Origin of the sequence: Methanoculleus horonobensis, assembly GCF_001602375.1 — an archaeon.
Lineage (GTDB): Archaea > Halobacteriota > Methanomicrobia > Methanomicrobiales > Methanoculleaceae > Methanoculleus > Methanoculleus horonobensis.
In genome coordinates this window covers 105,246-117,466 of sequence record NZ_BCNY01000015.1, presented here as the reverse complement: position 1 = coordinate 117,466, position 12,221 = coordinate 105,246, and the positions used below count along the sequence as shown (strand labels likewise).

The following is a 12,221-nucleotide window of genomic DNA, read 5'->3' as shown; positions in this document are numbered from 1 at the left end:
AAAGTGTTTTCAGGGAGACTCGTAGGGGTTCCGGAGACCTTTGGCGGTTCCGTCCGCCTTGAGACCGAACGTCTTACGAGCGTCCACGTTCTTCTGGTTCTTCGTGATCTTCTCCGTGGCGAGTTTCGTCACGAGGTCGAGGCCGGGCTTGACCTGGTCCATCGGCTTGGTCTCGAAGAGACCGGCGGCGATCGCGCCGTCCCAGACGGCGTTACCCTTCATGCTCCGCACGAAGACCGTGCTCCAGCCGTCGGGGCTGCCCACGGAGCCGCTGGAGATATCGGCAAGGTTCGCGACGTAGTCCAGACAGACGTTGCAGCCGGGCTGCACATACTTGTGGATCAGCTTCAGGGGCATCTGGCTGACTGCACCGCGTTCGGTGTAGACCGTGAACTTGCCCTTGCCGATGTCCATCTTCTTGACGGACTCCATCTTCTGGTTGCAGTGGTCCTCGACGATTGCCTCGAGCGCCTGGTAGGAGAGGTTCTCCATGCAGTAGATGCCGAGTGCGAGGGCGATCTTGTCGTCGACGTCGCGCATGCCGATCGGATAGAGCTGAGCCTTCCGGACGGCCTGCATCTGGCAGGGCGTGCCGACGATACCGACGCGGTCGAGACCGTAGCTGCGGGTCGCCTCCTTGATCAGGTAGAGGTTCGGGCTGATGGTGTAGCGCGTTCCGGCAGCGGCCAGAAGTTCGGCCTTCGTGGTCGCGACCACGGGCTCCGGCTTCCAGGGCTCGTCGCCCGGACCTGCGACGATGGCACCGTCGATGATACCCTCTTCGAGCGCATACGCGAAGAGCGTCGTGATGATGCCGCCGTCCTGGGACTTCTTTGTGATGTCCTTGTCGGTCGAGCGCGCCGAGATTGCGGACTTGTAGTTACCGAGTACGTCCATCTTTCTCACCTCACTGCATGGCTCCCTTGATGGCATCCATGATGCCCTCATAGTTGTTCATGACGTCGAAGTTGAACCAGCTCCTGGGGCACTGCGAGTAGCAGGCACCGCACTTGATGCAGAGGTCGCGGTTCACGTTCGGCTTGCCGTACTCCATGGTGATGGCACGGACCGGGCAGGTGCCGGCGCAGGTTCCGCATCCCATGCAGAGACCCTGGTTGATGACATCATACATCAGGTCGCAGCCGCATGCCTCGTTGCCGCGCTGTGCAAGCTGCATCAGCGGCGTCAGGTAGGCGGTCGCGAGGTTCTTCTGTTCCTCGTTTCCTCTCAGGAGCAGGAAGGCCATGACGGCGACGTTCCTGACCTGCTGGGGGCACGGGGGACACGACGGGATGTAGAGATCGACATCGACGACCTCGCTGATCGGCACGAATGCCTCGTGGCCGGGCTGGTTCCACTGACCGCCACGGCAGAACCGGGTGATGTTGCCGTAGGCCGCGCAGCCGCCGTAAGCGACGAGCACCTTCGACTTCTCCCTTGCTTCCTTCAGTTCCTCTACCGAGATCTTGTCGTTCAGACAGCACGAACCCTCGACCAGGCACACGTCCATCTCGGGGACGTGGCGCACGTCGACCAGAGTCAACGCGTAGACCAGGTCCGCGTAATCATCGAGCAGCTTGAAGAGACCCTCGTAGTTATCCGCAAGCGTAACGAGGCATCCCGTACATCCGCTCAGGTGTAATTCACCTATCGTAATCTTTTCTGCCACAGGCTTTTCCTCCTTTTGTACAACTTCCACCTTTTCTTTTACAATCACATCAGAGGGCTTCACCGCGGGCTTCCCGTGCGACGTGGTAGCCGCCGGCTTTGCCTCAGGCCTTCTCCCCGGGGTTGTCCCCGGCATCTCCGGTGGTTTCTCCCGGCGACGCCCAAAGATGCGTTCCTTGATGGTTGATAGTAGCCCCATATTCTACCCCAATTTCCTCCAGTACGATACGCACTGTTTTGGGAATGGCACCCTCAACCTCCTCAGTGAGCCCTAGTTCATACTCATGGCTCGCGACACGCTTGGGCTGACACCCGATGATCGTGATATCGATGACGTCTTTCAATCGCTGTAGCGGTTCTGAGAGATCCCATGAATGGGCATCCCGGTAGGAGCCCGGCGGCAGGTCTTCGGGCCGGAGTTTCGTCACATCACCGGGGTTGGCGCCGAAGTCGGCGATATCGATGATGATCAGTTTCTTGACCGGCACCTCTGCATCTTCCATCAGGGTAAAGAGGAAGTGAGGGGCGCCAAGGCCGGCATCGATTACCTTGACGTTGTCGGGCAGTTGTAGTTTCTGGAGTTCCTCGACGACTGCAGGACCGAACCCGTCATCTGCAAAGAGGGGGTTGCCGCATCCTGCGATCACGATCTCACGGAATAGCATGCGTGTACGCTCACTGAATGAGTTTCTGGGCCACCAGTCTCTTGTCTTCGTCGATCACCAGCATGTGCGTCGCACAGGAGACACAGGGGTCGTATGCACGCATGATGACTTCCGCAAGCCGCCAGGGTGCACCGGTCAGTGCACGGCTGCAGGTGGGGAAGTTCCAGGTCGTCGGGACGAGCATCCCGAAGTACTCCACCCGGCCGTCCTTGACCTTGGCCATGTGGACGTCGGTTCCACGGGGAGCCTCGTTTGCGGCCCATCCGAAGGATCCGTCACCCTGCGGGATCTCGTCCGCGAGGACCGATCCGGAGGTGTCGAGCGCGTCGAGCGCGTCGATGATGCCGTAGGCAGTCTCGGGGAATTCCATCTGGCGAGCGATCTGCAGGCCCATGGCGCCCTTCTCGTCGTAGTTCTTGAACTGGACGAGACGTGCACGCGGTCCTACCTCGACGGGCTGGCCGTCGTAGAGCGGGACGCCGGTGCAGGCCTCCATCTGGGGCCAGGCCTTGTTCCCTACGGGGGTCGTGCCGCCGATCGGGTAGTTCGGGTCGGCTTCGTCGATCTCGACTTCGCCCATGTACCAGTCCCAGGGGCGGACTTCGGTGAACCGATCGGGGAACCACATCGGGGTCTCGTCGAGGCTCGAGCTGCCGTAGACCGGCGCGGTAGCCATGTAGCCCTGGTTGTGGTAGCCGAGGTCCTTCGTGATCGGGACTTCGACGCCGCCGACTTCAGACCAGTCGCGGTTCTGGTAGTTCCGGAAGACCGCGATCATGAACTCCATCTGTTCCTGGGCAAGGACACGAGATTCCTTGGCGAGATCGTAGAGTTTCGCCTTCGCCCGCGGGGTGATGTTCTTGTACATACCGCCGACACGGGGGTTGCTCGGGTGGATGGCCTCTCCGCCGACGATCTCGCCGATGGTCTGGCCGATCTCACGGAGCCGCTGGATCCGAAGAGCAACGCTCCTGACCGGTTCTTCCTTGGTGAACGGGTTGATCTTTACGTCGGTTCCGGGGATGTACATGTCCGGGAGGGACAGGATGTTGTGGATGGCGTGGCTGTGCATCCTGTTGGCACACTGCAGGATGTACCGCAGCAGTTTCGCGTCCTCGGGGATCTCGCACCCGATGGATGCTTCCATCGCCTCAATACCCGCCAGGGTGTGCGCGATGGGACAGATGCCGCAGACGCGCGATGCGATCTTTGGAACCTGCTCCATCGTCTTGCCGATGGCGAGTTTCTCGACACCCCTCACCGGGGTGATGCTAAGCCAGTCTCCGCGCTCGACGATGCCTTCATCGTTGACCTTCAGAACGAGCTTAGAATGGCCTTCATGTCTCGTAGTTGGGGAAATTTCTACAACTTTCGACAAATATATCGCCTCATTCCGATATTATGGTGTTCTGAACACTATACTGGTGTTACCACACAATTCTGTACTGAAAACGTACGCGAGTACGTCAACAAGGATTATGAAGAAAACAGAGTTTATATCTTTCGCTTCGGGACATACCCAAATATTACAATGTCTCAAAATAGTATTACGTAATGTCAGAATTTCCGGGCTCCGTATAAAAATGTGGAATTATGCCGGATTTACAGTGTGCCTTTGTCCATCTCCGAGACGAGTTCGGCTATCGTTGCCTTTCGCTCTGCGTATGCATTGTGCTGGTGGATGCTCTCCTCGTTCGTCTGCTTGATCGTGACTACTGAGTCTCCGGGCAGATCGTGGAACTGCGCGATCACCTTGCGGGCCATCTCGCGTACGCAGTCTTCGACGAACCGCGGATTCTTGTGAGCTTCCATCACCACGTAACTCTCGTCGCCCCGCTTGAGGAGCTCGTAGATACGTGCGCTCATGGAGTCCTTCAGGATCTTGATGATCTTCTCGAGGCTGATGTGCTGATCGTCGTCGATCTCGATGCAGAGGAAACCCCGCCCACGCTGGTTGTGCGTGGCCATCGGCACCTCGTTGAAGAACGCCTCGATCTTGTCCTCCGCCACGCCGAGGTTCTCGAGGACATGCAGGGCATGATCCTTCATGATGTTCTGGGCGCAGGGACAGGCGGTCATTCCGGTCACTTCGGCGCCGATACTCTTTCGGATGATCGGGTTCCCTTCGTTCCTCTGGGCTATTGCTTTCGCGTGGACGTTCACGACCTCATGGCAACTCGTCTCGCTGACCGGCGTCTCCCGTCGAACCATGAACTTGCTCCGCATCCGAACCTCGGTTCGTTCCGCGTATTCGTGCCGGTCGAGGAGTTTCCTCGCCACTGCGCTGCAGAGTTCTTCTATCTCGCTTACATCCCCGTCGATGGCCTGCTGCAGCACGTCGTCGATCACCTCGAAGTTCCGGGAGAGGTTCGCCCCTTTGAGGCTTCCGGGGAGATCGACGAAGACGTCGAATTTGGAGATGAAGATGACCGGCCGCTTACCTGGTCGAGCGACTTCAACGAGTTTTTGTACGTTCTTAACACCCACCCGGGTCAGGTTGATACGGACTTCCGGCAGGCTGGACTGGACATCTGGCAGTTCCATTACAAATCCTCAATAGCGTGTTGAGAGTAAGGTTTCTCTTCATCAACCTTAAAATGACCCTCAGTGCACCACCGAGATTCTTTTATATAATATTTATCTGGTTTGCTGTCTAACGGGGAGTGAGAACCTATGGTGCAGAAATACTATGAGTCCGATGCAGACCCTCGCACCCTGGAGGGCAAGACCATCGCCGTCATCGGCTATGGTTCCCAGGGCCGCGGACAGGCACTGAACCTGCGTGATTCCGGTTGTCAGGTCATCATCGGCCTGCGGCCCGGCAGGAGTTGGCAGAAGGCGTCTGAAGACGGTTTAGAAGTCTACTCCGTGGCCGAAGCGGTCAAGCGTGCCGACATCATCCAGATTCTCCTTCCCGACGAGAACCAGGGTGCTATCTACCGCACCGAGATCAGCCCCTACATCAGAGAGAACACCTGCCTGATGTTCTCCCACGGCTTCAATATTCACTACGGCCAGATTGTTCCCCCGCCCACCGTCGATGTGGTCATGGTCGCCCCGAAGGGTCCCGGTCACATGGTCCGCCGGACTTACGAGGAAGGGAAGGGTGTGCCGGCTCTCATCGCCGTCCACCAGGACGCCACGGGAGAGGCACGGGCCATCGCGCTCGCCTACGCACGGGGGATCGGCGCGACCCGCGCGGTCGTGTTCGAGACGACGTTTGCCGAGGAGACCGAAACCGACCTCTTCGGCGAGCAGGCGGTTCTCTGCGGCGGGATCACCTCGCTCATCAAGGCCGGGTTCGAGACCCTGGTGGATGCCGGGTATGCGCCCGAGATGGCCTACCTCGAGGTCCTGCACGAGACGAAGCTCATCGTCGACCTGATCTACGAGGGCGGGTTCACGAAGATGCGCGACTCGATCAGCAACACCGCCCAGTACGGCGACCTGACTCGCGGCCCCCGCGTCATCGGGCCCGAGACCTACGTGGCGATGCAGGAGATCCTCGAGGAGATCCAGAACGGCGAGTTCGCGAAGGAGTGGATGCTCGAGAACATGGTGAACCGCCCGGTCTTTAACGCACTGACGAGAGCGGACGAGGAGCACCTGATCGAAGAGGTCGGTGCGGAGATCCGCTCGTTCATGCCGCAGTTCAGGAAGTAAGGCCCTTCTCTTTTTTCCGTCCTTCGCGTGAAACTATATCGCCGTTCTTGAACCGGTAACCTCACGCGAAGACGCGAAGGGGAGTTGCCGATACCTGCGCCGGAGTTCGCGTGAGGCCTGCGAGCATTGCTCCAAGTGGCCCCACCCGATACCCGTTTATATACGTCTGCCATACCCTCCGGTATGTCCGTCTGCATCATCTATCACTCGGAGACCGGCAACACCCGGGTGGTCGCCGAGCAGGTCGCCGCTACCGCCGGCGGCGATCTCGTCGGGGTCAGAGACCTTGCGAACTACTCGAAGGTGGGGATGTACCTGAAGGGCGCTCCCCGAGCCATGAGGGGAGATTCTGCCGATATCGAACCCGCGGCTATCGACGTCTCCGGCTACGAGACGGTCGTCGTCGGAACCCCTGTATGGGCAGGGAACCCTACCCCTGCGATCAACGCCGCGGTCGACGCTCTCCGGGGCATCGAGGGGAAACCCACGGTCGTCTTCTGCACATCGGGCGGGTCACCGAGAAAGACGCTTGATACGCTGACGGCGATGCTCGCGAAGAAGGGTGCCGACGTCCGCGGTGCGGTCCCGCTCACTGCACGCGACGCGAAGAGACCGGAGGCGGTGAAGCCCCTGGTCGACCTCGTCCGGCAGTCGCGAAGAGAGATGGCCGTTCAGTAACGCACCGCACGGTCATGTGCCGGCAGCATACTGTGGAACCGGTGGGCCGCCCACCTGCATACGTGTGAGGTGACCACTTTTTGACGTCGCGCGATCAATAGTGAGGTATGAGCCCGTCATACGAAGACCTTCTGAAGAAGGCGTATACCAATATCACGGAGCCGACGGAGTTCGAGGACCGGTTCACGGTTCCTGTCGCCCGCGTCTTCATCGAGGGGAAGACCACGGTTCTCGAGAACTTCGCCGAGATCGCGAGCACCCTCCGGCGCGACCAGGATCACCTGATGAAGCACCTCCTCGGCGAGCTCGGCACCGCCGGCAAGGTGGAGGGCACACGTGCGGTCTTCTCCGGGAAGTTCGAGCAGGAGCAGATCAACATGATCATCAAGGGCTACGTCGACGACTACGTCATCTGCTCGGAGTGCGGGAAGCCCGACACCCGCCTCGTCAAGACCGAACGTATCCTGACGCTCCGGTGCGACGCCTGCGGCGGCCACCGGCCGGTCCGGAAGCGAAAAACGACGATCGATCCCTCTGCAGCCTCGAAACCGACCGAGGGCGCGATCATGGACGTCACCCCGCAGTTCCTCTCGAAGCGCGGCGACGGTGTGGTGAAGATCGATCGCTACACGATGTACGTTGCAAATGCAAAACCGGGTCAGACGGTAAAGATTAAGATCACCCGGATCGCCGGGACGATCATCTTCACCGAGCGCGCGGACTGATCGCGTCTTTTCTGATCTCCACCCACATCCCCTCTTCTTCGTCCCTGATACGGGCGTGGGCGACACCGCTCTCTGCAAGTTCGCGGCGGAGGATCTCGGGGGTCGCCTGCCCGCTTCGCCGGGCGACGTCGCTGTCCCAGTTCGGGTTTCGCCGCCGCATCTCATGAAAGATCGTTTCCCGGAGTTCGGGCGTCCCGAAACTCCCGCCGACGTACGCGACGCCGCCGGGCCGGAGTATGCGCTCGATCTCTAAAAATGCCCGCGGCCGGTTCTCCCAGAAGTAGATCGAGCCGCGGCTGACGATGAGCGAGACGGTATTGTCCCGAACCGGCATGCAGTGGACGTCGCCGGTGACCGGGATCACCCGGCCGGCACTCCCGGCGGCGGCCGTCCGGGCAATCCGGGACATCGCCGGGTCGGCATCAAGCGCGACGACAACGAGATCGCTTCTCTGTGCGAGCGCTACGGAGAGGAGGCCGGGGCCGCTCCCGATATCGAGCGCGATCCCGTCCCGTATCCCCGACCACGCGAGCGCCTGCTCCGCGATGACGGGGTAGATGGGAGCAAAGACTTCCCGGGCAACCCGGGCGAAGCCTTCGGCGCTCTTCTTCATGGGACGCCTACGCGGTCTCGAGCGCTTCCATCTGGCTGAGGAGTTCGCCGGCGTAGCCGGAGAGCCGCTTTGCCGCGTCCGTAACTGCAAGAAGAGGTGGCCGGTCGCCGACCGTGGTGACGACCAGTTCGGGATCCGTGAACCGGAATGCCTGTTTGCGCTGCGCTACGTCCACCTGCGGATCGTGGATGAGTTCGGCGGCGAGCGCGTCGATGTAGGTGTTGCCTTCGCCTTCAAAGAGGATCCGGGCCTTGTCGTCAGTCAGCTCCAGGAGTTTGAGTTTCATGGCCATACGCACCTATGTTTTGGTTCCGGGAGGGGTATATACGTATGGGTGGGGCACAGGGCCGGCTTTTTCTATCGTGCCGGCCCTCGTATCGGCCGGGCGTGGCCTCCGGCCGGTTGCGGCATGCTTCTCGATCGAAACGCCTCGACGTGTAGATGATCGTGACAGAAAAGGGATATAGATGAACGTTGAGTTTTCAATCATGGGTTTCGCAGGCGGCGCCTGCACCGGTGCGGAGGCTCATGGTCGTGCTGGCTGCACATCGTGGATAGCCGTTGCGGTTCCGTGGCCTTTGGGATGCGCGTGAAAAGGAGGACAGGAACCATGAATACGAAATTCCTCTCCGGGATCAGCGCCCTGCTTGCGGTGTTGCTGATCGTCGGCACATTCTTCGTGGCGGCGGTGAGCGCGAATGAGGATACTCCGGAGAATATCCGTCCGTTCGGAGGGGATCCGGTAGACCGGGACGTAGTGCTGGAGAGAAGTCCTCATCTCTTTGATGATGCCGGAAACAGATTGAGCGATAAGGAAGTCTCTCAAATGATCGAAGAGATGCCAGGGGTATCGTATCTTGACGGCATGAATGAGAGTGAGAGCAGAGAACTTGCAGAAAGGCTTAGAGAGTTGCATAACTATCGCTCTGTTGCTCGGCACCGCTATGACGAGAGCAACGAGGATCATCCGGAAGATTTCCCGGGTCAGGGGTCGGGAACATCTACCGCGAAACTCCAGTCATCCCAACGGGTCTTCACCGGACCGGGGGTAGAAGACCTCAAAGCCGCCCTGAACAGACAGGAGCCCGTCACCGTCACGCTCGGAGGGCTTCCCTTCTCGAAGGGTGGGAGCGGAATATCGTTCTCAGTCTTCACCGCCGCCACAGAGAGTCTGATACGGGAACGCTACCTCTACCCCAACGGGTCCCTCATCGGGTACGGCTACGACATCGACGGGTATCTCCGGGTGAACGTCTGGAACGGCCCGCCTCCGCCGGAGAACGTATTCTCGATAGACGCGGTGTATGCGATGCTCGATACGCGGGCAAGGGAGATGGGAATCGAGAGTATTCCGGTGAAGTTCACGGTATTCATCTCCCCGCCGGAGCCGGTCATGGGTCCTGAAATGGATTCGTCGGGGTGGACGCGTCTCTGCGGTGCGGCGTGAGGAAGCCCTGATCGCCGGGGCTGGAACCCAACCCCCACACGGTTTATCACCCGCCGCTCCCATACCTACAGGAGAGGCTATACCATGGAGATCGCGTTCACCAAACTGCAGGGAAACGGCAACGACTTCGTTCTGATCGACGAGCATAACGGCGAGGTCATTCCCGGGGATATGAAGGGGGCGTTTGCGGCGCTCTTCTGCGACCGCAGGTTCGGCATCGGCGCCGACGGGATCCTCTTCCTCCAGGCGTCCGAGGCGGCCGAGATCCGGATGCGGCTCTTCCAGCCCGACGAGAGCGAGGCCGCGATGTGCGGGAACGGTATCAGGTGCCTCGCGAAGTACGCCTACGACGCCGGATACGTGAAAGAGTCCTGCTCGGTCGAGACCGGGGTGGGGGTCGTCCAGGTCTCGGCAGGCTATGCCGATGACGCGTTCACCGCAACGATCACGATGCCTGAGCCCGCGTTCGAGCGGAGCGCCATCCCGGCCACCGGGAACGGCGAATACAGAGAGGAGATCCGGGGTTTCACCGTGTATGCCGCGAACACCGGCGTTCCCCACGCGGTTGCCTTCGTGAAAGAAATAGGCGCAGTCGATATCGCCGCCGTCGGTCCGGCCATCAGGAACCACCCCTCCTTCGTAGAGGGCGCGAACGTCAACTTCGTCGAAGAGGCCGGCAACGACACGATCCGGATCCGGACGTTCGAGCGCGGCGTCGAGGGCGAGACCGAGAGCTGCGGCACCGGCGCGACGGCGTCCGCCGCGGTCGCCCATCACCTCGGCAAAGTCGGGAATACGGTCAGGGTCGAGACAAAAGGCGGCCCGCTCGTGATCCGGTTCGGCGAGACCGTCACGATGGAAGGTCCCGCCGAGACGGTCTTTTCCGGCGTTATACCGTTCTGATCCCGTCTTCGGTGATGACGAAGTCGAACGAGAGCCCTTCCGGCCGGGACCGGTGCTTCCGGAGCATCGCCCGCCGGACGCTATCCTTCTTTTCAAGCCGTACGATGGCCTTCGAGAGGTGTTCGAGCGCCGTCCCCCCGAGCCCCGCCACCCGGTCGCGCTCCACATCCATATAGATCTGATTGGTGATCAGGACGGGAATGTCGTACTTCTTTGCGAGCCCGAGGAGTTTTATCATGTGGTGCGAGAGTTTCCGTATCGCCTCCCGCCCGAGATCGAGTTCCGTCCGGTAGAGGGCGGTGGCCGAGTCCATCACCAGCAGCCCCACGGGGGCGTGGCCGTTCTTGAGCAACCCTTCGGTATCGGCGATCATCGTTCCCTGCTGGGAGAAATCGAGCGGCTCGAAGAGGTAGAGCCGGTCGGCGAGCGTTCCGGCGTTCTCCCCGGCGATCTGCGTAAAGCGCTCTACCGAGAACCCTTCGGTGTCGATGTAGACGACCGAGTTCCCGGCCCGGAGGCAGGCCACCGCCGCCATCAGGCAGAGGGTGCTCTTGCCGCTCGCGGGCTCGCCGTAGATCTGGGTGATCGCCCGCCGCTCGAGCCCGCCGCCGAGGAGGTCGTCGAACGCCGTGCTTCCCGTGCTGATCCGGTCGGTCTTCATGGTTCGAGCACACCCCGTTCGACGAAGATCCGGCGTGCTGCCGCCTCGACCGTTCCGGCGACCTCCCGGAACGGGAGTCCGGTCTCCCGTGCGCACGCCGCCGCCTGTTCGTACTCCGCCTTGAACGAGACGATCTTCCCCTCACACCAGCCGCACTTCACGTCGATCGTCGCCTCCTTCCCCCGGACGGTCACCGTGACCGGTTCGATCGTCCGTTCCGCGACGGCCCGGTGCACCATCGGGATGCACCGGATCCCGAGCGTCCCGAGTTCCCGCGCCATCACTCCCATGAGATGGTCGGTCGCGTCGGGGCGGCAGATCACCCGGACGAGGTGGCCGCTCCGCCCCTTCTTCATCACCACGGGAGTAACGCTTGCGTCCCGTGCCCCTTCTTCCATCAGGCAGGCGATGGTGTAGGCGAGGGCTTCCCCGGTGACGTCGTCGACGTTCGTCTCGAGGATGTCCACCCGGTCGCCTCCCGGGGCATCTTTAGTAGAGAGGAGCATCGACCGGAGGACGTTCGGCCTTCCCGGGGGGTTCCTGCTCCCCGCCCCGTAGCCGACCGCCCGGATCCCCGCCGGGCCGAGGTCTTCGGGCCGGACGGTCGAGAACTCGGCGAGGAGCGCGGCTCCCGTCGGGGTGCAGAGTTCCCGCTCCTCATCCCCGGGAATGGTCGCGAGATCCGATCCGGCGAGGATTGCGACCGTCGCGGGGGCCGGGACAGGGAAGGTGCCGTGGGCGCCGACCGCAAACCCCCGGCCGAGTGCGACCGGGCGGACGGCGACACCGTCGGGGGCGAGGGAGGAGAGGGCGGTGCAGGCACCAACCACGTCGGCGATCGCGTCGTCCGCACCCACCTCGTGGAAGTGCGCTCCCTCTCCATGGATACTCTCCTCGGCCCGGTGTATCCGGAGGAAGACCCGCCGCGCCATCTCCCTTGCGGGTGCGGGAGCGTCGCTTCCGGCCACCCGGTCGAGCACCTCCTCAAGGGTGCGGTGATCGACCGGGGCGTGCGTTCTCACCTGGACGGCACGGATCCCGGAACGGTCTACCCGCTCGATCGTCGGTTCCCCGACGACGGAACGCATGGCTGCCCGGACAAGTCCTTCGTCGGCCCCGAGATCGAGAAGGGTTCCGATGATCATGTCGCCTGCGGCTCCGTTGAACGGGTCGAAGAGAAGTACGTTCATGCTCTCCA

The 12,221-nt window shown here is 61.4% G+C and carries 14 protein-coding genes; 5 read left to right on the top strand and 9 right to left on the bottom strand.

Annotated elements, in window-relative coordinates; all coding sequences use genetic code 11:
• Positions 1-9: 9 nt before the first annotated feature.
• The 5 genes from frhB to mptA form a co-directional block, all read right to left on the bottom strand.
• The gene (gene frhB / locus MCUHO_RS08215; RefSeq protein WP_067078757.1) at positions 10-897 is read right to left on the bottom strand and encodes a coenzyme F420 hydrogenase subunit beta; all 888 of its coding nucleotides are present in this window, start codon (positions 895-897) and stop codon (positions 10-12) included.
• Between the two features lie 10 nt (positions 898-907).
• Positions 908-1,669: a coenzyme F420 hydrogenase subunit gamma gene (gene frhG / locus MCUHO_RS08210; protein ID WP_067076641.1), complete on the bottom strand. Its 762-nt coding sequence runs from the start codon at positions 1,667-1,669 to the stop codon at positions 908-910.
• Between the two features lie 103 nt (positions 1,670-1,772).
• Positions 1,773-2,333: a coenzyme F420-reducing hydrogenase, FrhD protein gene (frhD, locus tag MCUHO_RS08205; protein ID WP_067076638.1), complete on the bottom strand. Its 561-nt coding sequence runs from the start codon at positions 2,331-2,333 to the stop codon at positions 1,773-1,775.
• A gap of 10 nt (positions 2,334-2,343) precedes the next feature.
• Complete coding sequence (frhA, locus tag MCUHO_RS08200; RefSeq protein ID WP_011845006.1) at positions 2,344-3,711, bottom strand: coenzyme F420 hydrogenase subunit alpha; 1,368 nt, start codon at positions 3,709-3,711, stop codon at positions 2,344-2,346.
• A 224-nt stretch (positions 3,712-3,935) separates the two neighbouring features.
• A complete protein-coding gene (gene mptA, locus MCUHO_RS08195; protein ID WP_067076634.1) occupies positions 3,936-4,877 on the bottom strand; it encodes a GTP cyclohydrolase MptA in 942 nt (313 codons plus the stop codon).
• Positions 4,878-5,006: 129 nt separating this feature from the next.
• On the opposite strand from mptA, the gene ilvC reads away from it, so the two are divergent.
• The 3 genes from ilvC (at position 5,007) to MCUHO_RS08180 (ending at position 7,399) form a co-directional block, all read left to right on the top strand.
• Positions 5,007-5,996: a ketol-acid reductoisomerase gene (ilvC, locus tag MCUHO_RS08190; RefSeq protein WP_067076630.1), complete on the top strand. Its 990-nt coding sequence runs from the start codon at positions 5,007-5,009 to the stop codon at positions 5,994-5,996.
• 183 nt (positions 5,997-6,179) lie between these two features.
• The gene (locus MCUHO_RS08185) at positions 6,180-6,674 is read left to right on the top strand and encodes a flavodoxin family protein (protein ID WP_067076627.1); all 495 of its coding nucleotides are present in this window, start codon (positions 6,180-6,182) and stop codon (positions 6,672-6,674) included.
• Between the two features lie 107 nt (positions 6,675-6,781).
• Complete coding sequence (locus MCUHO_RS08180) at positions 6,782-7,399, top strand: translation initiation factor IF-2 subunit beta (RefSeq protein ID WP_067076624.1); 618 nt, start codon at positions 6,782-6,784, stop codon at positions 7,397-7,399.
• On the opposite strand, the gene MCUHO_RS08175 is transcribed toward MCUHO_RS08180, so the two are convergent.
• Positions 7,380-8,012 carry a class I SAM-dependent methyltransferase gene (locus tag MCUHO_RS08175; protein WP_067076621.1) on the bottom strand — a complete coding sequence of 211 codons (633 nt, stop codon included), beginning with the start codon at positions 8,010-8,012 and terminating at the stop codon, positions 7,380-7,382. The genes MCUHO_RS08180 and MCUHO_RS08175 overlap by 20 nt on opposite strands.
• Positions 8,013-8,019: 7 nt before the next feature.
• Positions 8,020-8,298: a DNA-directed RNA polymerase subunit L gene (locus MCUHO_RS08170; RefSeq protein WP_084386016.1), complete on the bottom strand. Its 279-nt coding sequence runs from the start codon at positions 8,296-8,298 to the stop codon at positions 8,020-8,022.
• Between the two features lie 324 nt (positions 8,299-8,622).
• Between MCUHO_RS08170 and MCUHO_RS08165 the strand changes: the two genes are divergently transcribed.
• Positions 8,623-9,459: a hypothetical protein gene (locus MCUHO_RS08165; protein WP_067076603.1), complete on the top strand. Its 837-nt coding sequence runs from the start codon at positions 8,623-8,625 to the stop codon at positions 9,457-9,459.
• An 84-nt stretch (positions 9,460-9,543) separates the two neighbouring features.
• Positions 9,544-10,362: a diaminopimelate epimerase gene (gene dapF / locus MCUHO_RS08160; protein WP_067076591.1), complete on the top strand. Its 819-nt coding sequence runs from the start codon at positions 9,544-9,546 to the stop codon at positions 10,360-10,362.
• Here the strand turns inward: dapF and radB are convergent.
• Together radB and larC are read right to left on the bottom strand one after the other, a co-directional pair.
• Positions 10,349-11,023 carry a DNA repair and recombination protein RadB gene (gene radB / locus MCUHO_RS08155; RefSeq protein WP_067076588.1) on the bottom strand — a complete coding sequence of 225 codons (675 nt, stop codon included), beginning with the start codon at positions 11,021-11,023 and terminating at the stop codon, positions 10,349-10,351. The genes dapF and radB overlap by 14 nt on opposite strands.
• The gene (gene larC / locus MCUHO_RS08150) at positions 11,020-12,213 is read right to left on the bottom strand and encodes a nickel pincer cofactor biosynthesis protein LarC (RefSeq protein ID WP_067076585.1); all 1,194 of its coding nucleotides are present in this window, start codon (positions 12,211-12,213) and stop codon (positions 11,020-11,022) included. The genes radB and larC overlap by 4 nt, the downstream gene beginning before the upstream one ends.
• Positions 12,214-12,221 lie beyond the last annotated feature (8 nt).